Source organism: Streptomyces sp. NPDC048018 (assembly GCF_043202995.1).
Lineage (GTDB): Bacteria > Actinomycetota > Actinomycetes > Streptomycetales > Streptomycetaceae > Streptomyces.
Genome location: NZ_JBIDBK010000001.1, coordinates 15370 through 42253, shown reverse-complemented (window position 1 = coordinate 42253; position 26884 = coordinate 15370). Strand labels below are relative to the sequence as shown.

Here is a 26884-nt window from a genome sequence, read left to right as displayed (position 1 = left end):
GCCCCGGGCAGGCTTTGCTCGTTGTGCTGTGCGGGCTGCTCGTGGCCGTCGCCGCATGCGACCTGTTCACCTTGTACGCCGGCTTCCGGACCCACCGCGCGGTACAGGGGGAAGGCGGTCTCCTGTTCGCGCGGGGGGACGAACTGGATGCGGCAGACGCCCTGTTCGCCATGGGGGATCAGGTCCACGCTCTGGCGTTCGTGGCCTGTGCCGCGGTCTTCGTCACCTGGTTCCATCGGATACGGCGGGCCGCCGGAGCGGTGGCACCGGACGGCTTCAGCCGAGGCACCGGCTGGGCCGTCGGGGCTTGGTTCGTCCCCGTGGCATTTCTCTGGATGCCGTACCGGATCGCTGTCGAGATGTGGGTCGCCTGCCTGCGCGGCTCCGGCCGGGAGTCGGGCCCGGGTGCCTCGCTGTGGCCGGTGAACCTCTGGTGGGGCACCTTCGCCGGCTCGCTCCTGTTCCGCTGGTATTCCGGATTCCGCCACGAGCGGGCCGACGGCCTCGCCGAGGTGCTGGACGCCGTGAACCTGGGAATGGCGGGCGACGCGCTGAACGTCGTCGCGGCGGGCGCGGCAGGGTACTTCGTCATCCGGCTGACTCGCCTACAGGTCGCCGCCGGCAGCTGACACCAGCGGCCCCCGCCCAGGCGACGGAGCGGCGACTCGACACGCTCCCTGTCCGTGCGGGTGGAGGGCGGGCGGTAGGGGGCGCCTGAACTCCGGTTGCGGGCGCGGTCGGACGGGCGATCCTGGAAGAGGGGCAGGAGGCGTCATGAGCACCTTCTTTTCCCGCAGTCACCGCGTCGCGCGTCTTGTGCCGGCCGTCCTGCTGGCCCTGGCGGCGGCCCTTGTGGCACCGCCGGCATCGGCGCGGAGCGCGCCGCCCGGTTCCTTGGTCCATGTCGGGGACAGCCCGTACGGTGTGGCGCTGACCCCGGACGGGCGTCGAGCCTACGTCGTGGCGACCGACCCGGGCACGGTGGCGGTGGTGGACACGGCCACGGGGAAGGCCGTCGGCCGCGTCGATGTCGGTCCCGGCGCGATCGACGTGGCGGTCACACCCGACGGCCGCCGGGCCTACGTCACCAGCGACACACCGTCCTCGCTCTACGGCGTGGTGCACGTGATCGACACGGCGACCGACAAGAAGGTCGGTTCCATCCCCGTCGGCGAGGTGCCGCTCGGTCTGGCGGTCACTCCCGACGGTCGGCGTGTCTACGTCGTCGACACGTGGTCGAGCACCGTTTCCGTGATCGACACCGCGTCCGGCCGGAACATCGGCCGGATCCGGGTCGGCGACGATCCGGGCACCGGCTCCCCGGTCGACGTGGCGATTTCGCCTGACGGCGCCCGTGCGTACGTCGCCATCGCCGGCGACGGGGTTCCCGACTCCGTGGCGGTGATCGACACGGCGACCGGCAAGGTCGTGGGCTGGCCCGGCCGTATCGGCGGTTACACCTGCGGGCTCGCGGTGACACCCGACGGGCGCAGCCTCTACGTCACGGCACGGGAGTCCACCGTGCACGTCGTCGACACGGCCACCGGAAAGGCGGTCGGCGCCCCCATCGCCGTGGGCCAGGAGGCGACCGACGTCGCGGTGAGCCCCGACGGCCGGCGCGCCTACGTCGTCAACGAGATCGCGCAGAGCGTGTCCGTGATCGACACGGCGACGCGCACCGTGCTCGACACCATCCCCGTCGAGGACGGTCCGACCCGTATCGCCCTGACGCCGGACGGCCGTCACGCCTACGTCACGCTCTACTATTCCGACGCCGTCCGGGTGCTCGACCTCTGAACCGGAACCGCGGCGGACCGCCGCCCGGTCCGGGCCGCCTGCCGGCCGCCGACCCCCGAGGGCCCTGGTCGCCCTCTGCCGTCAGGGCGGCGGCCGACCGGCTCACGCGACCGCGCCCGCCACCCCCGTACGTCCGTCCGGGACACCCGCGATCGTGACGATGACCTGCCGGCGTACGTCCTCTCCGAGGACCTCGGCCAGGGCGTCCGTCGTGGCGGCGACCAGGCGGGCGGGGGCGTCGGGGACCTCGGGCAGGTGGTAGGCGGCCTCGCGCATGCTGAGGGTGACGAGCGGGCCGTGCTCGTGGTTCGGCTCGCCGGGGCGGCGGGCGGGCACGCCGATCAGGTCGACGCCGACCAGGCGGCGGAAACCGGTGCCGTAGACGGAGCCGAGCTCGCATACGAGGCGGCGGTGACAGAGACCGACTGACCGAGGCGGCCTGCGAGATCCCCTCGCGCCCCCGTCCAGCGCGACGGTGACGACGGCCGCTGTCGCGCGTCCCCGCCGGTCCGCAGCCGTCCAGCCCCGTCCGCCCGTAGCCGCTGGCGCGCCCTCGCCCCCCGCAGTCCGCCCTGCCTTCGGCCGCCCGAGGCCACTTTCGGGCACTCTCGCCCACCCGCGGCAAGCCCCTCATCGCGCCAGGCGGGACGGGGCCCCGGCGGAGCGCCCCATTCCCCTGGGAGCCCGCCGAGCACCGTGTCGTCGGGCCTCTTGTCAGCGACTTCTCCTCCTCCTTACCTTTGTTCCGCGAGTCCCGGCCCCGTGGATCCACCGGTCCGCGTCGGCCATTCCCTGCTCCTCAGTGCACGACACACGATGGAGGCGTCACATGCCCTTAGCCGTGCCGGATCTTGTGGAGATCGACGGATTCCGCGACGCGGGTCCGCTGGAGATCGACGACGACGCGATCGCGTTCGAGGACGACGACCGCAGCGACCGTGAACACACGGCGTGTCTCGCCGACCCCTGGGTGACCGCCACCACCCGTTTCGCCTGTGACCTGAACTCGTAGTGGTGCCCGTTTCCATCGCCGGCCGCGGCGCATGGTCCGACGACACCTGGGCCTATCTGAACGATCCGCGCATGCCGGCGATGGAACACGGATGGAAACTGCACGTCTCCGCGCGGCCCGACGACCTCGACGCCGTCACCCGGCTCGTCCTGCCGGTGCTCTCCCGGCACGTCTGTCACGCGAAGTTCGCCCGTGACCCCGAGACCCTGCGCCGCCTCAACTCCGGGGTGGTGAGCGCCGGAGCCGTCGGCAAGGCGATCACCGTCTACCCCCTGGCCGGCACCGTGGTCGAGCTCGCCCGGGAACTCGCCGCCGTCCTGCGTGACCGGGAGGGGCCACGGATCGTCAGCGACCGCCGGGTCGACCCGAGCGCTCCGGTGTACTACCGCTACGGGCCCTTCACGGGCGACTACCGGACCGGGCGGAGCGGGCGGCTGGAATCCGTCATGACCGGGCCGGACGGTCAGATCTTCGACGGCCTCGCCGTCGGCCGCTACCGCTGCCCGCCCTGGGCCGAGGACCCCTTCGCGACCGGATCCCCACGCGGTCCGGCGCCGCAGTCCCCGCCCGGCTTCGGCGGCGGCCGCTACACGATCACGGCCGGCATCGCGCGCTCGCCCCGGGGCAACGTCTACCGCGCGGTCGACCGCACGCTCGGGCGTCCGGTGGTCGTCAAGCAGGCGCGCGCCTACGTGGGCGAGGACGAGTCGGGTACGGACGGCCGCCACCGGCTGCGCAACGAGCACGCGGTCCTCACCGCCCTCGACGGCGTCACGGGCGTGCCCCGCGCGCTGGACTACTTCGCCCACCGGTCGGACGAATACCTGGTGACGAGCAGCTGCGGCGACCGGGACCTGCGCAAGGAGGTTCTGCGGAACGGCCCGCTCCGGGACGACGGCACCCCACCGGCCGGCGCTCTGTCCGTCCTCGCCTCCCGGCTCCTGCGCGTCCTGGACGCGGCTCACGCCCGCAACGTGGTCGTCCGTGACCTCAAACCCGACAACGTCGTCCTCGACGACCTCGGCCCTGGTCACTGCCACCTGATCGACTTCGGCATCAGCGAGCGGGACGGCGCCGGCCCCGGAGGGGCCACCCCGGGATACAGCGAGCCGGTACTGCGCGGCGGCGGACCGGCCGCCCCTGCCGACGACTACTACGCCCTCGGCGCGACCCTGTTCTTCGCCGCCACCGGCCTGGACCCGGTGATCGTCGATACGGACCACCGGGTCAACCGGGACCGGACGCTGGCCTGCCTGGCACACGCCCTGCCCGGCCGGGCCCACCGGGAGATCCGGGCGTCGGTCACCGGCCTCCTGAGCTTCGACCCCGCCGAACGGACCGCCGCAGCCGAGCGCTTGCGCACCGGCACGACCGGAACCGTCCGCCGGCCCGCGCGCCCCCGGATCGACGACGCCCTGCTGGACGAGATCGTCACGCACACGACCGCGTTCTGCGTCGAGGAGGCGTACGCGATCGTGGACCCGGTAGCGGCCGCACGACGCAACGTCCCCGCTGCGATCGACGTCTACGGCGGCAGTGCGGGCCTCGGCCTGGAACTCCTCCACCACGCGGACCGCCCCCAGGTCCGCTCCGCCGTCGACGCGCTGGCCCGGTGGACGGCGGAGCAGTCCAGGAACCTCGGGGCCGGCCTCTACACGGGACGCACCGGAGTCGAACTCTTCCTCACCGAGGCGGGGTCGGAGCCGGCGGCCGGTTCGGAGCGGGAGGCGGAGTCCGGGCACCCGACCCTGCCGGAGCGGGCACCCGACGGCGGTCCCCCCGAGGCGGACCTCATCGCGGGCGCCGCCGGCATCGGCATAGGCCGCCTGCTCCTCGCCCGGAACGCCCTCACGCGCGGTCAGAGCCGCGCCGCGGACCGGCACCTGGCCGTCGCCGCGGCCTGCGCGCGGATGCTGGCGTCGGGCACGGCCCGCCTGAACCCGGCCGGCGCGGACACCGCCGGCGGCGCCGCGCTCCGGGAGGGCATCGCGCACGGCCAGGCGGGCGTCGCCTGCTTCCTGCTCGCCTACGCCGGCGTGACCGGGGACCCGGACGCGATCGACCGCTCCGAACGGGCGGCCGCACACCTGGCCGCCCTGACACCCGACGTCATCGCGGCGTCGGCTGCGCCGGGTGCGACGCGGCGCTACGGCTCGTGGTGCCGGGGCCTGGCCGGCATCGGGACCGTACTCGTGCGAGCCGCCGAACACCTCGACGAACCGCGCTACCTCGACCTCGCCCAACGGACCGCGCGCGCCTGCGCCGCCCTGGCACCGCGGATGCCGCTGGTCACGCAGTGCTGCGGTCTGGCAGGAGTGGGCGAGTTGATGGTGGACGTCGCGGAGGCAACCGCGTCCGAGGAGTTCCGGGACGCGGCCGAGACCGTCGCCCTGCTCATCCTGAGCCGCAGCGGAGGCACCTGGTCCCGCCCGGTCTTCCCGGACCCCGGCCTCGCCGGTCCGGCGGCCACCTGGGCGGGCGGCTCCGCGGGCGTCCTCGCCTTCTTCCGCCGCCTGCGCGCCGGGGGCGGCCCCCGCCTCGGCCTCGTGTACTGACGACACGCGGCACGACAGGCCCCGGCAGGCCTCGTCAGGGGATGGCGGCGTTCCGAGCGGGGCGACCAGCTCATCACCGTGCGGGCGGGCGTGTTGGAGAGCCGGCGTCATGGGGGACCGGTCCGTCCCTCCGGGTGGGGGAGTGCCGCCGCTCCACCACGGGCGCAGCCGACCGAACGGCCCACGGTGGGGTGGGAGACGCGGCCGCCGACGAGCCGGTCACATGTCGGGCCACGGGTCGCACTTGAGGATGCATTCGCCGTGGTGCCAGCCGCAGCAGTCGCCGCTGCGGGTGGGGTCCCGGTCGACGAACTCGGTGATGATGCGGCCGTCTTCGATGCGAGAGACGCCTTCTTGCTTCCTGAAGTCGATCTTCAGACCGTCGAGCTCCATCCGCATGCACGTGATCGCGTACTTGTCGGCTGCTTCCGGGTATTGGGAGAAGAGCCTGTTCAGCGCGTCGAAGAACTCGGGGTCGCTTTGCGGCCCACAGCCGGGCTTGGTGGTCATGGCAACGCTCCATGGCGTGACGTGCTCCGGGCCCCCCCCGGGCGAGTGCGTTGCAAGCCTCGACCTCCATCGTCTCGCGGGCGTCGGACCGATGCCACTCGGGCCTCGGGGTCACGGTGCGGCGTCACACCCAGGGCCGTGGCCGTGCAGGCGATGTCCCGTCACTCCGGTCGCGGAACTGGCCGACAAGTCAAAGGCGTTGATAGCCACGCTGCTCGCCCCGGGCCGGTGGGCGGGCCGGCCGCGGGACCGACGCCAGGTGGTGACGGGGATCCGGTGGAACCCGCATCCCGGCCGAACACGACGAACCGCGGGCGAGAGGTGCCGGTGTTGCGGGGGCTGACCGGTGTGTCCATCACCGTCATCCCCGCCGCCTCGGGGCAGACGCCAGGCACGGGCGAGGGTCCGCGATCCAGGGTGGCACCCCTCGCGCTTCTCCGTACGCCCTTGCGTCAGTCTCGGGCCGGCGGCGGCAGCCTCCATTCCGACCGGGGCCGCGCGCACGGGGGGTCCCCTGTGCCTGTGACACCGAACCGTGTTGGAGACGAGATCGACCCGTGCGCCTCGACACGAGGAGGTGCTCCTGGTACTCGTCGGCGGCTTGCCGGCCGGCAGTGTCGTCCAGCTGAACTGCCGTCACCCCAGCCCGAGCAGGCCGATCGTCGCGGACTTCGCGTGCGCCGCCGCTTGCTTCGCCACCGTCGCCACCGTGGTGGCCCTGCGGTGACGGCCGTACAATCCACGCGTGACCGCACGCCGCACTCTCGGCCCCGGGCCCCAGGCCGCGCCGATCCAGGCTGCCCAGGCCGACCTGCTCGACGAATTCCCCGGCCTCCGCCTGCCCGACATCGGAGAGTTGCGCACCCGCGGAGTCCTCGGGCCGCCCCCCGCGCCGGCCCCGGTGGCACGCCGCATGCTCGGCACCGGCGCCCCTGAGTAGGCCCTCCCGGCGGATCTCGGAGCACCTGCGCGGCGTTCGCGCGACCACGTGTCCGTCCGGTGCTCCGGGCGGGGCGAACTCTGTTCGGGTGTCCGCCTCCCGACCGGCGCGCCTCCGGGCCGGTGCCGGTCACTGCGGACACCGCTCCACGGGAGCACCGACCGATCTTCGGTCGTCAGCCCCGATCGGGGCATCCGGACGGGGCCGATCATGGGGGAGGGAGCCCGAGTGGCGTCTGTAATCGAACTGATGTTTTATTGAGTGGGTGGAGTACGAACCCTTTCCCCTCGATCTCGTCCGGACCCAAAAAGCCTGGTCGTCGACCTACGCCGAGCTCGCGGCCGTGGATACCGGCAGCACGACGGTGCTCAGGCGGCGCCTGCTGCGTCTGTCGGTCGACCTCTACTGGCATGCCTTCTGGCGGACGCCCGGGGCGGGGCCGGCGGCGCGGGTCGAGCTGCGTGAGCTCGCCCGCGAGGGCGGGCAGGGGGTGCGCGAGGCATGAACGAGCGAGTCCCGGCGCTGACGCAGTCCCCATCCGGTGCCACGATGGAGCGAGGGGGCTTCTGCCGGGCCTTTCAGGAGGCGACCATGGGCCGCGAGTATCACTTTCACTGCGAGCACGCCGGTTGCTCGGTCACCGTGGGCTTGCGGATGGGCGTAAGGCGGGAGCTGGAGCTCCTCGTGGACGGGAAGCAGGTCGCCGCCGCCCGCGCCCATGGCCACCACGCCCAGACGGCAGTGCTGGCCACGATCCTGCCGACCGATCCGCCCCGCGGAATCGAGGTGGAGGTGACGCTGCCGGGTGCTCTCGGTGGCGATCCGACAAGCACCCTGCTTGCGGACGGCGAACGCCGACCCATGGCAGCACGCGAGGTCCCCCGGCTGGCGCGGCCGGCGGAGGCCGACTGGTACTCCTGACCCCGTCGGGGTGCCCGCGGCAGCGTGGCCGGTTCAGGTCTCCGCCGCCGCACACGTCTGGGGCCGGCCGACCGGCGCGGACCCTGCCGAGCCGTACGGCCGGCACGTGTGCGTTCTGCCTACAGGTGCCCCGCAGACGGATCCGCAGGCCTCGGCTCTCCCGCAGGCGGCGCGCGGCTGCCGGCGTGCTGGACCACCCGACCGTTTCTCTTGGCCGGGGGCTCATCGACCACAGCCGTCACGCCTTGCACGCCGTTCACCCGCCTGGCTCACCTCCGGTCGCGCGCGGGGCACCGGGCAGATCTGCTCGTGTTCATGAGCGACGACGGTGACGAGCAACTCTCGGCCAGGGAGCGCAGCGAGCTGTCCGACCTGCGGCAGCGGGTGCACGCCCTGGAGGGTGCCGGGTCAGTACGCCCTCCGCGGCACCACCCGCTGCGCTCGCTCGGCTCCGTCGTGCTGATCCTTGTCGCCGCGCTGCTGTCGCTGCTGTCCGTCGTGGCGGTGTGGGTGAACAGCATCGTGCAGGACACGGACCGCTACGTCGCGACCGTCGGCCCGCTGGCGAGCGATCCCGACGTGCAGGCGGCGGTCACCAACCGTGTCACCGACGCCGTGCTGGCGCAGGTCGACGTGGACGCGCTGGTCAAGGAGCTGACCGACGCGGCCGCGGAGAAGGGGGTCCCGCCGAAGGTGGCCACTCTGCTCGGCGATCTGGACGGCCCGATCTCGAACGGTCTCAAGCAGCTGGTCCACAGCACCGTGGAGCGGGTCGTCACGAGCAGTGCGTTCGAGACGGTCTGGGTGGACGCCAACCGCAGGGCGCACACGGCTTTGGACAAGGCGCTGACGGGTCAGTCCGACAGCACGGTCAAGCTGGAGAACAACCAGGTCGTCATCGACCTCGGTCCGATCGTGGCCCAGGTGAAGGACCAGCTGGTCGACGCCGGATTCGCGCCCGCCGCGAAGATCCCGGCCGTCCACACGAACTTCGTGGTGTTCGCGTCGGAGGACGTCGGCAAGATCAAGACCTACGTGAGGGTCCTGGAGATCCTCGGTGTCTGGCTGCCCGTCATCGCGCTGCTGGTCGCGGCCGCCGGAGTGTACGTGGCGTTCAACCGCCGGCACGCGCTCATCGGGGCCGCGCTGGCCGTGTTCGTCGCCATGCTGGTGCTCGGAATCGGCCTCACCGTCGCCCGCGACGTCTATCTCGACCACCTGCCCCCGGGGGCGTCCCAGGCCGCGGCGGGAACCGTGTACGACGCACTGGTGAAGTTCCTGCGGGCCGGTGTGCGGGCGCTCGCCGCGGTCGCCCTCTTCACCGCCGTCGGCGCCTTCCTCGCGGGACCGTCGAGGATCGCCGTCCTCACCCGTACCGGCTGCCGGAGGAGCATCGGCGGGCTGCGTGACGTGACGACATCGGCGGGCCTCCGTCTCGGTGCGGTCGGCCGGTTCGTCCATCGCTTCAAGCGCTGGATCGGCGTGGCCATCCTGGTGGTCGCCGCGGTCGTGCTGTTCACCTGGAACTACCCGACGACGGCGGTCGTGGTGTGGACCGCGGTGATCGTCCTGGTGGGCTTCGCGATCCGCGAATTCCTGGACGTCGACCGCGACTCCGCACCGACACCCCCGCCCCCGGCCGGTACCGCCGCCCACTGACCCCGCTCGTACCGAGGGCCCCCGAGCAGACCGCCCGCTCACGGACCGGGGTACGAGGCGGGGGAGGCCCCGTGGGCATCGGCCGCCGCCGCTCCGTCAGCCGCCCCGGCCATTCCCGGCTGTCGGTCAGGGCGGCCCGGTCTCAGCGGCCTGAGCCTCGGGCCCGTGGGCGTCGCGGCGGTTGCGTCGGGATGGCGCCCCTTCCATGGGCGTCGCCCCTGTTCAATCGAGCATGAACCAGCCGCGTACCTGTGCTTCGTGGTCGATGTAGCGTTCGCCGGACACGTCGATGACGACCCTGCCGATCGTGACGCATGTGAACGGGAACCGTCCGTGGGAGTCGGGGTGTGACCGGCGAGGCGTCGTCGCGTCCTACGCAGATGCCGTCCCCGACGGCGCAGAAGGAGCCGGGCTGGGTGACGATGTCGTCGTGGCCCACCTCCTGGTCGTCGGTGTAGAGGGTGAGCGTCCCCGGCCGCGCCGGCATCGTGGGTCGGTGCTGCGTCCCTTCGCCGAGAACTCAGCCGTGAGCACGTGCTTGCCCGGCGGGACGCCGACGCCGACGCCGCGCGGCCGCACCACGCGCCTTGCCCCTGTGGCGGAGCACGCAAATGTGCCGGCTGTGGCGAGCCCGGCGGCGACCTGCGCGTGCCCCTGGGCAAGGACGTTGATGGCGCCGCGTCTCTCGGGCGTCTCCGAGCGAGGAATTCCGCGTCGCATTGAACCGGTCACCTCAGATCGCCGACTCCCAGTGTGGTCACCGCCTCAAGCTCGTCCCCGGGGCCCTCACAAGGCCAATGCTGTTGCCTTAGCGCCGGGGCCCGCGTGACACCCCGACCAGCGGCGTGTCGATCCTGATCTGCTTGGATGCGCGGGTGACTGACCAGACCGCGTCCTCATCATGCTCTTGTGTGCTGTGTGATCCCGCTGCCTCGGCGACCCCCCGGGCACGTCGACAGCGGGAGAAATACTGGTCCGGAGAGATGGCGAACGTCCGTGAGCATGGCTGGCACGTCGTGGGTGTCGGCGGTGGGGACATCCCGGACTGGTCGTTCACCGTTGGCCTGTGGCATTCCTATCGGATCCCAGAGGTCGCCATGTTCGGTCTTGAACTTCAAGGGCTGATGCACTGGGTCAATGCCGCCGCCGCCGAGTTGCGTGATGGTGCTGTGACAGAGCCCGGCACGCTGCTCTCAGGTGTCATCGAGGGGTACGAGATCCAGGTCCAACCGGTGGACGTCAGCTGGCACAGCCCTCTGCTGGGCACGACCGTCGGCTTCTATCGCCAGACCCCGGTCCCCGTCGTCCAGCTCGTCTGGCCTGACCGGGATCACCGCTGGCCGTCGGACGAGCAGGCCAGCCCGGGCTGCCGCGCGCAGCCCAGCCTGTGGCTTCCGGCCGACAAGCACCCGACTGGAGTCTGGACCGAGGAGGCAGCCGAGCAGTGAGCGGATGCGAGCCGACGGGGCGGGCGTAGGTGTCTATGGCGGTGACGGGACTCGGGTTCCCCTGAGTACCGGTCTGCCGGCCCGGCGGTTGCTCTTCGGCTTCGTGTTCTGGTTGTGGGCCCAGCGGCCGGGCTGGACCGTGTGCCGTCTGGCCCGGTTCCTCAGGACGTGCCAGCGGTTCGGCTTCTTGATCGCGCGTGGGCAGTCCCGACCGCGCCGGGCTGGCAGGAGGCGTGCACGTGCCCCCGCCGGGCCGCGGCGAAAGCGTCGCCAGGACAACTCGGGAATGTTGATCATCGCGATGAAGCCGCCGATGTCCACACAGGTCACACCTCAGTCGGCGATCTCCGTGACCGCGCCGGTGCAGAGCTGCCCGCGGTGGAGAGTCTGCAGAAGAGCCCAGTTCCGGTCGCCCGGCGTCGGCTCGGGCCTCCACCGGGCGCGCAGGACGCCGTCGCTGTCGGGCAGGACCGCGGTGAACAGCGGGTGGCGTTCGTCAGGGGCCAAAGACAGAGCCGTGGCGGCGCGGGCGCCTGCCACCCGGGCGGCCAATTCCTCGTAGTCGAACTCGTCGACAATTGTGCTGGACAGCGCCCCCTCCTCGTCCTCCCACACGAACTCCACCGGACCCTCGTTGGGAAGCGAGGCGAGGACCACGTCGACATCGGTGGACAGGTCAGGCCAGACGGTCAGCCGGGCACGTGGGGCGAGTCGGGCGCGAACCGCATCGAGTGTGTCTTCGGTGAGGCGATGCCATCGGGAGGCGTTGTGGAGGTAGCCCTCCTCCAATACGGCTGCCTGCCGCATGGCGACGGACCAGCGCAGCCGGCCCCAGAAGTCCTCGTCGGCGGGCCGCTGCACGCCGGGCTCGTCGCCGTCCGTGTCGTAGGGCGAGGACTTCAGCCGCTCCGGGAAGAGACCGAGAGCACGGGTGCGCGCAACGGCGCGCTCGCAGGCCTTGTCACTGCTGACGTAGACGTACTGGTCCCAACCGACCCGGAGGTCGAACGTGTCCTCCACCGCCAGACGGCACCAGGCACCGTTGTCGCGGAGCATGGCCCTGACCAGCTCCAGGCCCAGGGAGACGGGCACCTCTGCACCGTCATGGAAACCGCTGAGGTCACGTGGAAAGAGCCCGGCAAGACCGTGGCCGTCGACCGTCGGCTCCAGGCCGAAGTGGGCAAGGCCGGAGATCCCCGGCTCACGAATGGCCAGATGGTCGATGCCGGTGTCCTCGGCGAAGGCGGCAATCGCTTGCAGGTAGGCAGCCTCGACCGGTCCGTGGTCGCTGGTCGCGTCCTCAGCGCCGATGTAGCCGCCATGCTCGTCGCGGTCGGCAGGGTCGTACTTGGTGATCCGGTAGACGTAAGGCGGCACGCTGCTCCCCGTGGTTGTGGACGCTGCTCGCTCAGCGGTCGACCTCGTGGTCGGGAGCGAAGGGCCGGCGCAGCGTCGGCCTTGAGGATGGTCGTGGTGATCACTTACTGCAAGCGGGATATCGCACCGCAACAGGTCCGCGTATGACGACGGCGCCAGCGTCCGCGACGTCATGAAGCGGTTCTCCGATCCCAAGGGGAAGGCCCGCTGCGGATCCTGTACGAGCGTGAACTCCCTCTTGCGTAACAGGTCTCACCATGAGCCCCCCTGACGGTCCCTGATGGGCGTGTCTTATGACTGTGCGGACTCCTGCTTTCGCGTGAGGTGCGGGAGGCTGTCACCGTCTCCCAGCCGAAGTCCCCTCAGCTCTGCCCTGAAGCCAGTGGTCCCAGTCCCGCAGGCTTCGTACGATCCGAGAGCAGTCTTTGTCGTCTAGCGGCGAGGACGACGTACACCGCTTCGCCGGACGCGTCACCCGGTTTCGAATCCCGGCGGGGACTGCTTGACTCCCCCAGTCAGACGGCAGTGGCGTGAGCAGGGCGTCCGTCCACCCCACCGGTGCGCGGATCCCCGGAGTGGATCGACGTCCCCCGGCGTCCCCTCGATGACGGCCTCGATCATCGCTGACAGGAACTCACAGGGTTAGGCTTGAGCAGGATCCCGCTGGGAGACCTCTGCGCTAGCCTCGACCCTGTACCCGACCGGCGGAGGCCATCGATGGCGAACCTCATCTTCAACGAGGACGAACAGCGCGAGCTGCGCGAGGCCGCGCGGGCGGAGTTCCCCGGGAACCCGGCCCTGGCGTACGTCCTGGAGAACCTGGCCGCCGAGGGTATCGACCTGGACCGTTGCCGGGACTGGGACGACCTGCGCGTGGAGAAGGGCCTGCCCGAGCGCAGCGACCGGAGCTCCGAGGTTGCCTAAGCACTCTCACGGCCGCCGACCGCGCATCGTCTTCATCGAGCCGGCCGAAACCCAGATCCGCGGCCTGTCCACGGTCCAGGCGGCGCAGCTCGACGCAGCCCTGAACGAGATCGCCGCGGACCCGGCCGACGTGAAGGCCCACGCCACGGCGTCGGCGCTGTGCGACTATCAGCACTCCGGCGTCCGGATCGTGTTCTTCGCGACGGCCCTCGGCAGCATCCTGATCATCACGTACGTCGAGGTCGACTGACGGGCGTGCGGTCGTGCCGGATCAATCCGTGACGGGCAGGCACTCGGCGAGCAGGGCCACGATGTCACGCCAGGCTCGTTGTGCGTGTCGTGGGTGGTAGCCGACGCCGGCAGGCGCGGCGTGGTCGACCGGTGGGTGGTGGAAGGCGTGAAGCGCTCCTCCATAGACGACGAGGCGCCAGTCGACACCCGCGGCCTGCATCTCTTCGGTGAACGCGACCCGTTGCGCGGGCGGCATGATCGGGTCTTCCGACCCGACGCCGGCCCATACCGGGCAGCGAATGCGTGCTGCCTCGCCCGGCCGGCCCGTGGTCAGCGCGTTGACGGTCCCGATCGCGCGCAGGTCGACGCCATCGCGACCGAGCTCCAGTGCGACAGCGCCCCCGGTGCCGTAGCCGATGGCGGCGATCCGGTCGACGGCCGCCCGTGACTCGGCGCGCAGCACGTCGAGCGCGGCGTGACCGATTCCTCGCATCCGGTCGGGGTCGGCGAGCAGCGGCATGCAACGGGCCAGCATTTCCTCCGGGTCTCCCAAATAGCGTCCACCGTGGAGGTCGAAGGCCAGCGCCACGTACCCCAGCTCGGCCAGAGCCTCGGCCCGGCGGCGCTCGACGTCGCTGAGCCCCATCCCCTCGGGTCCGATCAGGACCGCGGGCCGGGGCTCTGTCCCCGCCGGGAGAGCGAGGTATCCGATCATCGTCAGGTTGTCGGCCGGGTATTCGACCGTACGGGTGGTGATCATCGTCATGCGACCCGACGGTAATCACCGTGGCACCCGCTTGAGAGGGGGTTCACTGAGGGCAGAGCAGTCTGCCCCGGCCACATCGCCCGGACCCGCTTCCCCTGTCGGCAACGGCATACGAAAACGGGGCCAAGTCCGAGGGGGCGCGACCCGCTTGGGCGACCCGCGCCAGCCGCGTGACTGCACGGCCCCGCGCCCCCAGGCCGGCCCGATCCACGCTACCCAGGCCCATCTGCTCGACCAACTGCCCTGCCTCCGCCTGCCCGCGCCATTGCGAAACTGCACACCCGCGGAGCCCCCGGGCCCACCCCCGCGCCTGCCTCGGGTCGCCGCGTCGAGCGCTCGGTACCGGCTCCCTTGAGGAGGCCCCCTCCCACGGCTCGCAGCCCTGCGAGGCTCGCGCGCCCGCTGCGTCCCCTCCGGCTCGGGGCGTCTGCGGTCGAAGGTCAGGCGCTGGTGGCGGATCCGGCATGCGGCCAGGCCCCGACCGGGGGGAGTGGTCGGGGCCTGGTGGCAAGAGGGGACAGATTCAGTGACGGAAGGTGTCCTTGATGTCTTCCTTGGCGTGGCGGGCGTTGCCCTTGGCCTGGTCGGCGCGGCCTTCGGCGGTCATGCGTTCGTTGCCGACGGCGCGGCCGACGGTCTCCTTGACCTTGCCCTTGGCCTGCTCGGCGTGGGCCTTGCTCTTCTCCGTGCCCGACATGGGGACCTCCTCGTGAAGTAACCGGATTGGTCTTGGACCCCTCCTGCTCGCCGAATCCCTTCCTAAACACGGCGGTGAGACGACGCCCGCCTGCTTGGGCTTCCGCGTACCGCCGGGGGCGCCGGCGGGCAGGGCGCGCCGGCGTGGCGGGGCTGAGGGCAGGCGGCGGCTACACCGAGGATCCGTGGCAGGCGTCCGTGGACGTGAGCGAGGGCGATGGCCAGGGTGACGAGCGCTTCGTCGAGGTCTGCCAGCCGGTCGACTTTGGGCAGCGCCTCCTGCGCTGCGCGCGGCAGCGGGCGGCGTGCAGGACAGGCGGCTGCCTTCGCGGCGACAGCCTCGTCCGAGCCGGAATCCCGGATCGCGGGCCGGTTCCGACAGGTGAAACCGCAGGCGGTCGCCCGCGCGTACGACTCATGAAGCAGGGCCCGTCCTCGACGGACGTTCGGTGGCAGCGCACCGAGCCCGCCCGAACGGCGCGAGAACCGCCAGGCCGGTGTCTCTCTCGCCTACGCCACCGGCCTGGACGGGCCACCGTGATCGGCTGCCCGAATCTTCCTGTCCTTGCGTTCCTGGTGCACCGGTTCCGAGCGCGCCGCCATGGGGACGGGATGCCCGACGAGGTGCGCTTCGCGATCCAACCCCGCCTGGCCCGGGACGTGATGGCCGCGGCACCGGACGCCGGGGTGGAAGCACCATGAACGACCGGAGTTCAGGGCAAACGGGCAGGACCCGCAGCTCCGCGCTGCCTTGAAGGCACGCGCGTCCGGATCGCTCGGCCTGGCCGGGAGGAGTACCTCCGCGGCTCGTCGCGACGTTCAGCTCACGGAGTAGAAACGGATGGCGACTTCGGAGTCGTCGCCGCGGGCGAGTCCGATGAAGACGGTGCGGGCGAGCCAGAGGTGGGCGGGGGCGTCGGTGCGGAAGACGGGGGAGGTCCGGTAGTACACACCTGCCTCGGACACCGGCAGGGTGCCGTCGTACTGCGCGGGGGCCGTGGGATCGTCCTCGTGGTAGTAACCGCGGTTCGTGATGTCGATGACCGCGCCGTCATCGGCCTGAAGCAGGTACCGCGCATCGAGCTGGTAGACACCGCCGCGCCTGTCGCACCAGTCGCCGCCGCCGGCCAGGACGGTGCCGCGCAGACGGGGGCCGTCAACAGTGCCGCCGGTGATGGGGACGTACTCAGCCTTCTCGCCGCCGCCGTGCCCGATGTGCACAGAGGGAGCGAGGAAGACGCGAACCTCGAAGGCGAAGTCGAGGGCGGGGGAGAAACCCGCCCCGGCGACGGGCAGCGACTCTGGGGCAATCATGGCACTCCGTATGGCTGCGTGGGCTGGCGTGGCTGGTCAGATCCTAGACAGGCCATACCCTTCGCAGTCAACGGTGTTGACATAGTGCGGGTCCTCACCGTCGCAGCTCAGCTGCCTGCAGGCGCACAGGGCGCGACTTCGACTACACCGGCCAGTACTCCGCCGGGCCGTGGCTTGTACGGGGAGTGAGGCCGCACCGTGCGGTTGCCTGAAGGTCGCCGACGAACCGCGCGCTCCTCAGGGCAAGCACGGCGCCCCGAGGCGGCGGGGATGCCTGCGATCCAGCTGACTCGGTAATCGCCGCGGTGTTTCAGTGTCCCTCAGGAGTCGAGCACGGCGGCTACGGCCTCGATCTCGACGAGCTGGTCTTTGTAGCCGAGCACGGTGACGCCCATCAGGGTGCTGGGGACGTCATGGTCAGCGAACGAGTCGCGGACCATCTCCCATGCAGCCACCAAATCCTCCCGCCGGGCCGATGCGACGAGAACCCTGGTACTGATGACGTCCTGGAGTGTCGCACCGGAGGCAGCGAGAGCAGCCCGCATGTTCTCGACCGCTTTCACTGCCTGGCCGGCGTAGTCTCCGATCGCTGCCGTCGAGCCGTCGTCATTGAGGGGACACGCCCCTGCGAGGAAGATCAGGCGGGAGCCGGCGGGCGCCGTCGCCGCATAGGCGTACTCGGCGATGTCGGACAGTGAGTCGGAGCGGATCAGCGTGACGGCATGAGCCACGGTCGGGTCCTTTCCCGTCGGGAGTGGAGCGCGTACATCCTGCCAACGACCCGTTTGCACCCGCCTCCTCTTTTCTCAGGGAGCTTTGGGCAGGTGATCAGATGGTGTCGGGTGGCACGGGGGACCTGCCTCCATGCCTGGTCCGGCGGGCGGGGCGATGTCATGCGGGGATGCCGAGGGGCGGCTGGTCCAGTACGCGGGGTGTGTATTCGACCAGTTGGATGCGGCCGTCGAAGGTGCGGTGGTCGATCATCTCGAGCGCAACGTCGGGATAGCCGTCGTAGATGCGTTCTTCGCCGGTGGCCCCGGTGATCACCGGGAACATGACGACCCGGAAGCGGTCGACGAGCCCGGCGCGCAGCAGGGACCGGCACAGGCTGAGGCTGCCGATCGTGCTGAGGAGCCCTGGGCCACTCGACTTCATGGCGCGGACCGTCTCGACGGCGTCCTCGCGGACGAGCGTGGCGTTGGCCCAGGTGAGTGGCTCCTCGAGCGAGGAGGAGAACACCACCTTGGCCGCCCGGGTGAGCTCGTCGACGGACGCTTCCTCTTCGGGCCTGAACTCGTCCTGGCCGTTCGGGAACTCGCCTGCGGCGAAGCCGGACATCAGACGGTAGGTGTTCGCCCCCATGAGGTAGGTGGCCTGGGCCTGCTCGCCAAGCCACGAAAGATACTCTGGGCCCTCGAGGCCCCAGTACCCGGGCCATCCCTCTGCTGACGCGTAGCCGTCGAGGGACGTGATGAAGTCGACGAGAAGCTCCGACATGACGGTGTCCTTTCCCAGGTGTCTCAACAATGTGGACCGGCCGGGAGGCGCAAACTCATCGGGCGTGCCGAAGGCGTGGATCGGCCGGGCCGTGATCTTCCGCGCGCGCAGGTCGTGGCAGCCTGTTCGGCGTGACGGCATCCCTTCCCGCGACAGCCGGAAGAACAGTCCGTTTTTGCCGAACTCCGCTCTCGTGGGTCCGCACGGGCTGGGCCGGCCTTCCTCGCTCATGCACTCGTCACCCGCCTCGCGGTCTGCCCGATCGCGGTCGGACTTGCGCTGTGGATGGTCCGATGGTCCGGCCCGCCCTCCTCCGCTGACGGCGCACTCGGCGGCGTCTCCAGCCCGCCCAGCGAGCGGCACGAGAGGGGCCCTTTGCGAAGTTCACCACCGCAGAGTCGGCTACCGAACGTGAACACGCTGATATCGGCTGGGCCGCGGAGTTCTCTCCGGGCTCCGGCCGTTCGAGGGCTCAGGAGCGGGCATGCAACGAGTCACGCGCTGCGGCGGGGGTATTTCGATGTCGTCGCTCCATAAGCAGACTCCCAGCCGCGAGGGGTAGCCGCCCTGGGCGAAGACCAGGACTTCACCAGGCCCTCGCCGCTTTCGGTGATGGCAGCGCTTCGACGCGCACGGGGACCTCCGTGAGGGGACGGGAGGCGAAACCTGTCGGCGGGCGTCGGTGACCCGGTTGCCCACGCCGGCCCCGTGCGGCGGCCGATCGAGACGTGGCCGCGGCTACGGGGGCGAGGGGCGCTGGCGGGGGTGCGGGTGCTGCTCCGGGGCGGAGCGTTGTTCGGGGTGGTGGCCGGGGCCGAGGGGTGGGCCTGCCAGGGGGGTGGGGGAGAGGTCGGTGGGTTCTTCTCCGGCTTCCAGGAGGGTGTCGGCGGCGCCGACGATGAGCGGGTCGGGGTGGCCGACGGCTGCCTCGTTCTTGCGGTCGTAGTCGATGCGCCACAGCAGGCTGCGCATGGCTTCGAGCCGGCCGCGCCGTTTGTCGTTGCTTTTGACCACGGTCCATGGCGCGTGGGTGGTGTCGGTGGCGCGGAACATCTCGACCTTCGCGGTGGTGTAGGCATCCCACAAGTCCAGAGAGGCCACATCGGTGGGTGACAGTTTCCACTGCCGTACGGGATCGACCTGGCGGATCGCGAAGCGGGTGCGTTGCTCGGCCCGGGAGACGGAGAACCAGAACTTGACCAGAAGGATCCCGTCCTCCACGAGCATGGCCTCGAAGGCGGGGCACTGCCGCAGGAACAGCTCGTACTGGTCAGGAGAGCAGAATTTCATGACCTTCTCGACGCCGGCACGGTTGTACCAGGATCGGTCGAAGAAGACGATTTCGCCTGCGGCAGGCAGATGGGCTACGTACCGCTGGAAATACCACTGCCCTGACTCCCGCTCGGTGGGCTTGTCCAACGCGACGATCCGTGCACCGCGGGGATTGAGCCGCTCGGTGAACCGCTGGATCGTTCCACCCTTGCCCGCCGCGTCCCGCCCCTCGCAGACCACCACCATCCGCGCCCCGGTCTTTTTCACCCAGTGCTGCAGTTTGAGCAATTCGATCTGCAGGATTCGCTTCGTCCGCTCGTATTCCGCGCGGCGGATCTTGCGGTCGTACGGATAGTTCTCCCGCCATGTCTGGATCGGCGCACCAGTAGCGTCCAGCAGCACGGGCTGCTCGGGTCGACGGGTGTCCACGCTCAGCCCCGTCAGCAGATCCTCGGATTCCTGGGGTGATGATTCTGATTCGTGCTCGTTCACGCCGGGCGCCTACCCACGCTGTCTTCTGCGTAACGGCGCCGCCCACCCCACTGATCGGTGCCGCCGGTCCGGACGTCGGCCCGGGGAAGGCGCCCGGCCGCGATCAGGCCACACCGTTCCCGGCCGAGGAGCCAGGCGTCAGATGGGTTGCAGGCTCCTGGGCGCGGCCGGCCGTACCCAGGAGCGCGGGTCCTGCCTCGGGCATCGCGCGCCATGAGGTGGCCGTGGCAGGGGCTGTGTCACCCGGCTCGGCGGTGATACGGGGGGCGAGGAGACCGTGAGGCGGCCGCTCTGGGGAGGAGGGGGCGGGGGGTGGTGCGATGTGGGCACGTGTCGGGCGCGTGGTAACGCTTCGTGGCCGGCGCGCCGCCCCGCCGGTGGGGTAGAGCACCGGCGCATCGGCTGCGTCACCTCAGCGGCCGTTGAACGAGTCGGTGCCGAATGCCGCCGGTAAGCATTGATCGCCCGACCCGGGGCAGAAGCGGGGTGCGCCGCAGCCCGAGGCGGGCAATCCATGAAGCGATTCCCCTGAAGGCGGCGACGGCGACCGGGACTGCCGGGGTGCCGTTTCTGGACCCCAGGCGCGGGCGGATCGCCGAGGCCCAGGCACGGGAAGCTCCCGGGCGCTCAGGCAAAGGCGGTTCCCGGACGCCGCGCGAACGGGTCGCTCCGCCGACGCCCGGGAGCGGCCGCCATCGACGGCGCGGACGGGCCGGCCCCGCCTGCCAGAAGCGGGGTCCTCTCGTCCGGCAGGGGCCGCTGGTCGCCTGCCTGCTGTGCTTCGACCGAGGAGAACGGTCATGACCTTTGATCCGCTCGAGCAACGGGGGATGCCGTTGGACCGCCAGCTGCGCAGCTGGCGCGAACTGGACGTCAAGCCGATCGATCCTGACCACTGCGACCCGTACACCCGGTGCCGGATCCTCACAATGAACGGCATCGAGGTCGAAGCGATCACGTTCAGTCACATGCTGGCCCGCAACACGGTCGCCCCGGAGGTGAAACGGCAGCTGGCATACCTGCGGTACATCGAGGCCCAGCAGCAGAAGGTGGTGAACTGGCTGCTGCCAGGTGTGTCGTCGGCGCTGGAGACGACGATCGCCTCCGAACAGGCCGTCGTGGATCTGACGGCGTGGATCGCGCGGATGGAACCGGACCCCTCTTTGCGGCAGGCGTACCAGTTCGGTCTTCTGGAGGACTTCGACCACCTGTACCGATACGCGAATCTGTACGAGATGATCGAACACCGCGAGGCGCAGTCGGTCGTCGACGGACTCACCGAGGTGATGCCCGGCCGGCCGGCCAAGTTCCATCACCGCCACCCGGCGGACAACGTCCGCGATCCGTATGCCAAGGACGAGGCCGGCCCGCTCTCGAAGCTTCATGCGCTGACGGTCCTGTCGGCGGAGCAGCAGACGATGACCTTCTACATGAACACCGGCCCCACCTGTATGGAGCCGATCGCCCGCCGGCTGTATCAGGAGATCGGGCTGATCGAGGAAGAGCACGTCACGCATTACGAGTCCCTGGTCGACCCCGGCGAGACGTGGTGGGAGCAACTCGTGAATCACGAGTACAACGAGTGCTACCTCTACTACTCCTTCTCGCAGCAGGAGACCGATCCCCGGGTCAAGGCGATCTGGGAGCTGCACCTGGACATGGAGATAGAGCACCTCCACACAGCCTGCGATCTCATGCGCCGCCACGACGGCCGCGATCCGCGGTCCGTGCTGGCCCCGGAGCTCCCGAACGTGCTGGCCTTCGAACCCAACAAGCCCTACTTGCGCGAGTTGCTGGACACCCAGCTGGACCTGACCACCCAGGATGCCGGCTACGTCCCGGACCCACACGAACGATTCGAGAAGGCGCAGGTCCAGATCCACGGTGGCGAACAGCCCCCGAGCGAGCGGGTGCTGACCGAACACGACGCGATGTTCGCAGGCGAGTACCGGCTCGAGTCCGAAGGCGAGCACCCCGATCCCGCCCTGCGCGTGAAATGAGGGACCTATGTCCGAGTCACAGTCCCGTAGGTCCGGAGATCACCCCGCCGCCGACGTGGTGGCGCTGCTGATGCACCGGCACGGCGACATCCGCAACCTCTTCGACGAGGTCGAGGCCGCGGCGGGAGAACAGCGCCGGGAAGCCTACCGCCGGCTCGTGCGCGTGCTCGCCGTTCACGAGACGGCCGAGGAGGAAGTCGTCCACCCCTTCGTCCGCCGTGCCTTTCCCGGCGGCGCCCGGGCCGTCGAGGACCGCCTGGCCGAGGAGAAGGCGGCCAAGGAGTCCCTGGTGACGCTCGACGATCTCGACACCGATGACCCGACGTTCATGCTCCGGTTCATGAAGCTGCGCAGGGACGTCCAGGAACACGCCCGCGCCGAAGAGCGTTACGAATTCATCCACATCCGCCGCAGTGCCGGCAGCGCCGATCTGGCGGTGATGGCGAGGACCTTCAAGGCTGCTGAGGCCTTGGCTCCGACACGGCCGTACCCGGGGGTGGAGTCGGCAACGGCCAACATAGCCCTGGGAGCGGTGATCGCGCTCATCAACCGAACCGAGGGCGCCGTCAGCAGGGCCCTGGGCGAAGACGGCTGACCTCAGGCCCGGGGACCACGGACATGGACCTGCCGGAGCATCACCGGTCGTGGAAGGTTCTCGTGGCCGTGGGGTTCGGAACGGCGGCCGTCCAAGGGCCCGTCCGCGGACGTGGGGGGTGACGTGCGGAGGGCCGAGTGAGGTTCAGGAGGCCGGCGTGTGGCGCGGGGCGGGGAGGGGAAGGCGCTCGCCGGGAGGCAACAGGATGGCGTCGGCGCCGGTCAGGGTCAGGACCCGCATCGGCTCCTGCCGGATGCCGGTGAGAACGAGGGGGCTGCCGTGTTCGGCGAGTCGGCGGTGGAGGATGAGCAGGAAGTTCAGGCCGGAGGAGTCCATGAAGGTCACCTCGGACATGTCCAGGCACAGCGACGCGCCTGCGGGCGGGTTCACGCGGGTGGCTGCTTCGAGGGCGTCTCGGGAGGCGAGGTCGATTTCCCCGGACAGGATGAGCGTGATGGTGCCGGGGGTTTCGTGGGTGGTGAGGGTGAGATCGCTCATGGTTCGCCCCTTTCTCACGGGGTCGAGCCCAAGTGCACCCCGGGAACGGGGTGCCAGGCGCGTGACGTGGGGCCACGCACAGACCAGCAAGACCACCCGAACCGCGTCCCGGCCCTCCGTAGAGAGCCTGCGCGGGCGGTTCGGGGTCTCCTACCAGACCAGGCTGGTGTCCTTCCAGGCTCCCACAGGCACGCGCCGCGGAACAGCCCCGTCCGTGCCGACCGCCGGCAGCCGTCGGCGCGTGTGCCTGTGCCGAGGGGTGGAGCCGAGGGCTTCGGTGCGGGAGACGGTACGGAGATAGCAGGGGTCACCGCACCGGACGCGTGTTGACGGTTTGGCCCGGGCCGCAGTGCCGGAGGCGGGGGTCAGCCGGCAGGGCGGAGGGGGGTGGGGGTGCTGACAGAACAGCGAGCCGCACCCCTGGGCAGTGCATCTTCTGACGGCGCAGGCTTTCGCGTCGAGCGGCTGCCGGTCAGTGCTGGTTGAGCGGTACGGGCACCGGCTGCGCCACGGCGGCGCGAGCGGGCAGGCGGAACTGGCGGCGGACGACGGCGTCGAAGACCCGGCTGCCGGCCAGGCGGCGCAGGTGCACCATCGCCTTGGCGGCCGGCGTGATCACGTAACGGTGCCGAGGACGGCGGGCTCGTGCGGCGTGCAGGACCGCCTTGGCGACCGGTTCGGGCGTCGCCGACAGCAGGTGGTTGCGGTAACCGGAGTCCATGACCCCCTGGGCGTTGCGGTTCAGCTCCGCGTACGCCCCCTCGTGGGGCGCGCTGGTGCGCGGACCGCCGCTGGCGGCGAGGGTGTTCGAGGCGGTGTCGGCGAAAGATGTCCTGATCAGTCCGGGTTCGATCAGGCTGACCTGGATTCCGAAGGGCGCGACTTCGACGCGCAGCGCGTCGGTGAGGGCTTCGAGGGCGTACTTGGAGGCGTGGTAGTAGCCGCCCGCGGGGAAGGTCAGGCGGCCTCCCATGGAACCGATGTTGACGATCCGGCCGCGGCCCGCGCGGCGCATGCCGGGCAGGACGAGCTGGATGAGGCGGGCGGCTCCGAAGACGTTGGTGTCGAACTGCCGTCGGACCCGGTCCAGGTCGGTCTCCTCGACAGTGCCGTACTCGCCGTACCCGGCGTTGTTCACCAGCGTCCCGAGGGGACCGTGCTCGGTCTCGACGCGGCTGACCGCCTCTTGCATGGACTTCTCGTCCGTGACGTCCAGAGCGAGGACGTGGGCACCGGCCTCGGCGAGGTCCGCGAGCGTCTCCGGGCGCCGGGCGGTGGCGTAGACGGTGGCGCCACTGCGCAGGAAGGCGCGCGCCACGGCCGCGCCGATGCCGGAGGAGCATCCCGTGATCAGTACGGGGCCGTCGAGCTGCGTGTTCATGATGCTTCCTTGCTTTCCTGGGGGGTGAGCATGGACCAGATGGCGTCGGATGCCTGCTGCCAGTCGGCCGGGCTCAGGCCGCCGGCGGCCCGGGCGGCTTTCGTCAGGCCGACGAACGCGCCGAACGTCAGGTTGATGAGCAGCTGCGGATCAGCTCGGCGGACCACGCCGAGCCGCTGGCCCGCACGGATGAGGTCGACGGCCGGCGCCTCGGCCTCCCTCGCCGCCGCCTGGCTGGCGGCATCGAGATAGGAGGCATGCTGCTGGTGCTCCAGGAAGGCCAGGGCCTCCGGATGCTCGTCGGCGAACGCGACGAGGTTCGCCCACATGAGCCGGTACGCCGTAAGGACCGCCTCGGCCTTCTCGGGGGCGGATGCGCCCCTGGTCAGGTACGAGGTGAACGACTTCTTGGCGTCCTGGTAGACCGCGTTGGCCAGGGCCTCCTTGCTCGGCCAGTAGCGGTACAGGGTGCCCGCCGCGACGCCCGCCTCGCGTGCGATCACCGGCACCGGCGTGGCCGCCACCGTGTGCTCGGCGAACACCGTCAGAGCCGCACGGACTATCTGCGTCTGCGTCCCGTTCATGAATGAATGTTCATTCACGCAGGAGGGTGTGTCAAGCCGCCGGCCGCGGACCCGCCGCCGGCCCCGCGCGAGGGGCGTGTGCGGCCCATGACAGTTCGGCCGGGGTCGTCAACGGGCTCGGCGACGGCTACCGACCACGTCGGCCGCCCGCGGCCACGTCGGCGTAGTGGCCCGCGAGGGCCTGGGCCATGGCGGACGCCGAGTAGGTGGTGCGCACGAGGTGCTGCGCCCGCCGTGCCATGGCTTCCGCGGCCTCGTCCTCCAGGTCCAGCAAGCGCCGCAGCCCCAGACCCAGTGCGTGCGAGGTCGAGGTGTCCAGGAGCAGGCCGTTGATCCCGTCGTCCAGATAGTGCGGTACACCGCCACGCTCGGGCCCGGCCACCACCATCCCCGCCTCCATGGCCTCCAGGAGCGCGAGACCGAACTCCTCCTTCGCGCTCGGACAGACGTAACGTGCCCGGAACCCGTGAGCGGGGTCGGTCAGCGTTCGTTCGAGCGAGCGCACGTCGGCGTTGGAGAGCGCGGGGACGAGGAGCAGGTGTTCCCGGGCTTCCCGGTTGCCGAGGGTCGCCGCGTCGATCCGGTCACGTATCAGGGACTCCTGGCGGTCCGGCGCACGCGTGCTGCCGCCGACGAGAACCAGAACCGACTCCCGGTGGCACCCTGACTCGATCCATGCGCGGACCAGGACGTCCTGCTGCTTCACGAGGTGCAGACGGCCGACGCTCAACAGCACCGTCCGCCCCGGCTCCCCGGCGGATCCGGTCTTCCCGCGGATCGTGTCGATGAGCGATCCGCATCGCTCCAACGTGCCAGGCGTCGGCACGTAGGGCGCCACGCCTTCCGGTGGGGCGCTCAGCGGCCGTGTCCTGTGCCCGCGGGCGAGCTGCGGAAAGTGATGGAGCAGTTCCGCCGTTCCACCGCGGCCGGCGATTCCCACCACACGGTCGGCCCGGTCGGCCAGGCGATCGGCGAGGAACACGCGGTGCAGGTCCAGGCGCACCAGGTCGGGGTCCGCGTCGGGGTGGTCGAGGCGCTCACTCATCTGGCGATGAGGATCGGGGGTCGCGGTGAAGACGAGCCCGGCACCGACTCTGCGTGCCGCCTCGGCCAGAGCGAGCGAGCCGTCGTCGGCGTATCGCACGTGAAGGACGTCGAGCGGCCGTCCGAGAGCGGACAGCAGCGTGGTGGCCCACCAGGCCAGGGCCTCACGGTGCTCCCCGAACTCCTGGGGGCCGGCCGGCCGATCCCTGTCCAGGGGAAGCCGCAGGATCCAGTGACCGGGGCTCCGCCGGCGCAGCAGCACCCGGTCGTCCTCGAGATCGGGGCGGCAGGCCGTGACCACGGTGAGAACGCCTGCGATGCCGTCGGTCGAGGCGAGCGCCTCGCCCACGGAGTCGAGCAGGACGCTGAGGCCGCCGCTCAGGCCCTCGCCCGGCCGGTCGAACGGCCCCATGAGCATCGACTGTGCGACGACCAGCCCCGAGGAGGGCAGGGAGTGCCGGGCTACGGCGCGCCGCTCGTGACGCAGGGCTTCCAGCAGGAGGCGCTCGTAGGCGTCCTCGGGCTCCGCGGTACGGAGCCGGTTCTCCCAGCGGCGCCCGTACCGGGCGAGCAGACGCCATGCCGCGTGCCGCACCCGCCGCGAGCGGCCCTGGGAAAGCCGGAGGATGCTCTCTCCCGGGATGGGCCGGAGGTCGGCGGCGGCCGCGAGGTGGAGCAGCATGGCCGTCGTCTCCGGGTCCCGGGCGCCACGGAAGCCGGAGCGCAGCGCGTGCGCGGCCCGGAATCCTCCGTAGCGCCGCACGACCTCGGGCCACGCCTCGAAGACCGCTCCGCGTGCTCCGTCACCGGCGGCCACGAGCCGCACGCACTCCTCCGGGCCCGGCGTCCCTCCCCTCCGCACCCGCTTCCGCAGGCGGGCCACCGCGACATCCTGAGCGGTGGCCGGGGCGCGCCCCCCGTGGTGTCCACCACCGCCGCCCGCTCCGTACTCCTCTTCGACCAGCCGGGACAGGAGGCTGCGAGACGACGAGGGCGAGTCCGACGGGTCCGAGGACGCCGTCGCGCCTTCGGACCGGATCCAGAAGGCCCGCCTGGCCGCCGTGAACACGTCACGGCTCCCGTCCGGGGCGGTGAGGCCGTGGGGACCTGGCGCCGCGAGGCCCGGGGCTGAGATTTCCATGTGGACTCCTGGTGGGGTACATCCGACCAGGGAGGTTTCGTCGTGTCCCCCTGACGCGGATGCACCCGGCGCAGCGTCTGCTGACCGGGGCTCGCGCGTCGGACCCGTCCGATCAGGCCTGCGCGTGCGCCGGCGACCGCTGGCGCGGGGCGCGCCCGGCCCTGGCGGAGCCCCGCCCCGCGTACGCGGGGCGGGCAAGCGCATCCGCTCCGCCGTGCCGGGGCGAAGCA

The 26884-nt window shown here is 71.0% G+C and carries 26 protein-coding genes; 13 read left to right on the top strand and 13 right to left on the bottom strand.

Annotated features, from left to right (window positions below):
* The first annotated feature begins 23 nt into the window (after positions 1-23).
* Together ACGF1Z_RS00205 and ACGF1Z_RS00200 are read left to right on the top strand one after the other, a co-directional pair.
* A complete protein-coding gene (locus ACGF1Z_RS00205) occupies positions 24-629 on the top strand; it encodes a DUF4328 domain-containing protein (RefSeq protein ID WP_393000243.1) in 606 nt (201 codons plus the stop codon).
* A 145-nt stretch (positions 630-774) separates the two neighbouring features.
* Positions 775-1797: a cytochrome D1 domain-containing protein gene (locus ACGF1Z_RS00200; protein ID WP_392998203.1), complete on the top strand. Its 1023-nt coding sequence runs from the start codon at positions 775-777 to the stop codon at positions 1795-1797.
* 102 nt (positions 1798-1899) lie between these two features.
* Here the strand turns inward: ACGF1Z_RS00200 and ACGF1Z_RS00195 are convergent, their stop codons facing one another.
* Positions 1900-2133, bottom strand: coding sequence for a tautomerase family protein (locus ACGF1Z_RS00195; protein ID WP_392998201.1), 234 nt, complete (start codon positions 2131-2133; stop codon positions 1900-1902).
* 493 nt (positions 2134-2626) lie between these two features.
* Here ACGF1Z_RS00195 and ACGF1Z_RS00190 point away from each other — a divergent pair, with 493 nt between their 5' ends.
* Positions 2627-2809, top strand: coding sequence for an SflA family class IV lanthipeptide (locus ACGF1Z_RS00190; RefSeq protein ID WP_392998199.1), 183 nt, complete (start codon positions 2627-2629; stop codon positions 2807-2809).
* 2 nt (positions 2810-2811) lie between these two features.
* Positions 2812-5364 (top strand): class IV lanthionine synthetase LanL, encoded by a 2553-nt coding sequence (gene lanL, locus ACGF1Z_RS00185; RefSeq protein ID WP_392998197.1) that lies wholly within the window; start codon positions 2812-2814, stop codon positions 5362-5364.
* Between the two features lie 219 nt (positions 5365-5583).
* On the opposite strand, the gene ACGF1Z_RS00180 is transcribed toward lanL, so the two are convergent.
* Entirely contained in the window at positions 5584-5874 is a 291-nt protein-coding gene (locus tag ACGF1Z_RS00180; protein WP_392998195.1) for a hypothetical protein, read from the bottom strand.
* 745 nt (positions 5875-6619) lie between these two features.
* Here ACGF1Z_RS00180 and ACGF1Z_RS00175 point away from each other — a divergent pair.
* From ACGF1Z_RS00175 to ACGF1Z_RS00155, 5 genes are all read left to right on the top strand, one after another.
* Complete coding sequence (locus ACGF1Z_RS00175; protein WP_392998193.1) at positions 6620-6814, top strand: hypothetical protein; 195 nt, start codon at positions 6620-6622, stop codon at positions 6812-6814.
* 265 nt (positions 6815-7079) lie between these two features.
* Positions 7080-7319, top strand: coding sequence for a hypothetical protein (locus ACGF1Z_RS00170; RefSeq protein WP_392998191.1), 240 nt, complete (start codon positions 7080-7082; stop codon positions 7317-7319).
* Complete coding sequence (locus ACGF1Z_RS00165) at positions 7316-7735, top strand: hypothetical protein (RefSeq protein WP_392998189.1); 420 nt, start codon at positions 7316-7318, stop codon at positions 7733-7735. The genes ACGF1Z_RS00170 and ACGF1Z_RS00165 overlap by 4 nt, the downstream gene beginning before the upstream one ends.
* 315 nt (positions 7736-8050) lie before the next feature.
* Complete coding sequence (locus tag ACGF1Z_RS00160; RefSeq protein WP_392998187.1) at positions 8051-9394, top strand: hypothetical protein; 1344 nt, start codon at positions 8051-8053, stop codon at positions 9392-9394.
* A 983-nt stretch (positions 9395-10377) separates the two neighbouring features.
* Entirely contained in the window at positions 10378-10842 is a 465-nt protein-coding gene (locus ACGF1Z_RS00155) for a DUF4262 domain-containing protein (RefSeq protein WP_392998185.1), read from the top strand.
* 333 nt (positions 10843-11175) lie between these two features.
* On the opposite strand, the gene ACGF1Z_RS00150 is transcribed toward ACGF1Z_RS00155, so the two are convergent.
* On the bottom strand, positions 11176-12219 hold the full coding sequence (locus tag ACGF1Z_RS00150) for an RNA-binding protein (protein ID WP_392998183.1): 1044 nt from the start codon (positions 12217-12219) through the stop codon (positions 11176-11178).
* A 717-nt stretch (positions 12220-12936) separates the two neighbouring features.
* On the opposite strand from ACGF1Z_RS00150, the gene ACGF1Z_RS00145 reads away from it, so the two are divergent.
* Positions 12937-13143 carry a hypothetical protein gene (locus ACGF1Z_RS00145; protein WP_392998181.1) on the top strand — a complete coding sequence of 69 codons (207 nt, stop codon included), beginning with the start codon at positions 12937-12939 and terminating at the stop codon, positions 13141-13143.
* Positions 13136-13393, top strand: coding sequence for a hypothetical protein (locus ACGF1Z_RS00140; protein WP_392998179.1), 258 nt, complete (start codon positions 13136-13138; stop codon positions 13391-13393). Before ACGF1Z_RS00145 ends, ACGF1Z_RS00140 begins: the two co-directional genes overlap by 8 nt.
* Before the next feature lie 21 nt (positions 13394-13414).
* Here ACGF1Z_RS00140 and ACGF1Z_RS00135 read toward each other — a convergent pair whose 3' ends face one another.
* From ACGF1Z_RS00135 to ppk2, 6 genes are all read right to left on the bottom strand, one after another.
* Positions 13415-14140: a dienelactone hydrolase family protein gene (locus tag ACGF1Z_RS00135; protein WP_392998177.1), complete on the bottom strand. Its 726-nt coding sequence runs from the start codon at positions 14138-14140 to the stop codon at positions 13415-13417.
* Positions 14141-14663: 523 nt separating this feature from the next.
* Positions 14664-14837, bottom strand: coding sequence for a CsbD family protein (locus ACGF1Z_RS00130; protein WP_392998175.1), 174 nt, complete (start codon positions 14835-14837; stop codon positions 14664-14666).
* Between the two features lie 818 nt (positions 14838-15655).
* Positions 15656-16150: a DUF3237 domain-containing protein gene (locus tag ACGF1Z_RS00125; RefSeq protein WP_392998173.1), complete on the bottom strand. Its 495-nt coding sequence runs from the start codon at positions 16148-16150 to the stop codon at positions 15656-15658.
* A 320-nt stretch (positions 16151-16470) separates the two neighbouring features.
* Positions 16471-16881, bottom strand: a complete 411-nt coding sequence (locus ACGF1Z_RS00120) for a RidA family protein (protein ID WP_392998171.1) — start codon at positions 16879-16881, stop codon at positions 16471-16473.
* A gap of 160 nt (positions 16882-17041) precedes the next feature.
* Entirely contained in the window at positions 17042-17647 is a 606-nt protein-coding gene (locus ACGF1Z_RS00115; RefSeq protein WP_393000241.1) for a dihydrofolate reductase family protein, read from the bottom strand.
* Positions 17648-18385: 738 nt separating this feature from the next.
* Positions 18386-19411, bottom strand: a complete 1026-nt coding sequence (gene ppk2 / locus ACGF1Z_RS00110) for a polyphosphate kinase 2 (RefSeq protein WP_392998169.1) — start codon at positions 19409-19411, stop codon at positions 18386-18388.
* An 800-nt stretch (positions 19412-20211) separates the two neighbouring features.
* On the opposite strand from ppk2, the gene ACGF1Z_RS00105 reads away from it, so the two are divergent.
* Positions 20212-21411 (top strand): hypothetical protein, encoded by a 1200-nt coding sequence (locus tag ACGF1Z_RS00105; RefSeq protein WP_392998167.1) that lies wholly within the window; start codon positions 20212-20214, stop codon positions 21409-21411.
* A 7-nt stretch (positions 21412-21418) separates the two neighbouring features.
* Entirely contained in the window at positions 21419-22006 is a 588-nt protein-coding gene (locus ACGF1Z_RS00100; RefSeq protein WP_392998165.1) for a hemerythrin domain-containing protein, read from the top strand.
* 144 nt (positions 22007-22150) lie between these two features.
* On the opposite strand, the gene ACGF1Z_RS00095 is transcribed toward ACGF1Z_RS00100, so the two are convergent.
* The 4 genes from ACGF1Z_RS00095 to ACGF1Z_RS00080 form a co-directional block, all read right to left on the bottom strand.
* Positions 22151-22504: an STAS domain-containing protein gene (locus ACGF1Z_RS00095; RefSeq protein ID WP_392998163.1), complete on the bottom strand. Its 354-nt coding sequence runs from the start codon at positions 22502-22504 to the stop codon at positions 22151-22153.
* Positions 22505-22976: 472 nt separating this feature from the next.
* Positions 22977-23885, bottom strand: a complete 909-nt coding sequence (locus ACGF1Z_RS00090) for an oxidoreductase (protein WP_392998161.1) — start codon at positions 23883-23885, stop codon at positions 22977-22979.
* The gene (locus tag ACGF1Z_RS00085; protein WP_392998159.1) at positions 23882-24469 is read right to left on the bottom strand and encodes a TetR/AcrR family transcriptional regulator; all 588 of its coding nucleotides are present in this window, start codon (positions 24467-24469) and stop codon (positions 23882-23884) included. The genes ACGF1Z_RS00090 and ACGF1Z_RS00085 overlap by 4 nt, the downstream gene beginning before the upstream one ends.
* Positions 24470-24596: 127 nt before the next feature.
* The gene (locus tag ACGF1Z_RS00080; protein ID WP_392998157.1) at positions 24597-26654 is read right to left on the bottom strand and encodes a glycosyltransferase; all 2058 of its coding nucleotides are present in this window, start codon (positions 26652-26654) and stop codon (positions 24597-24599) included.
* Between the last annotated feature and the right edge of the window lie 230 nt (positions 26655-26884).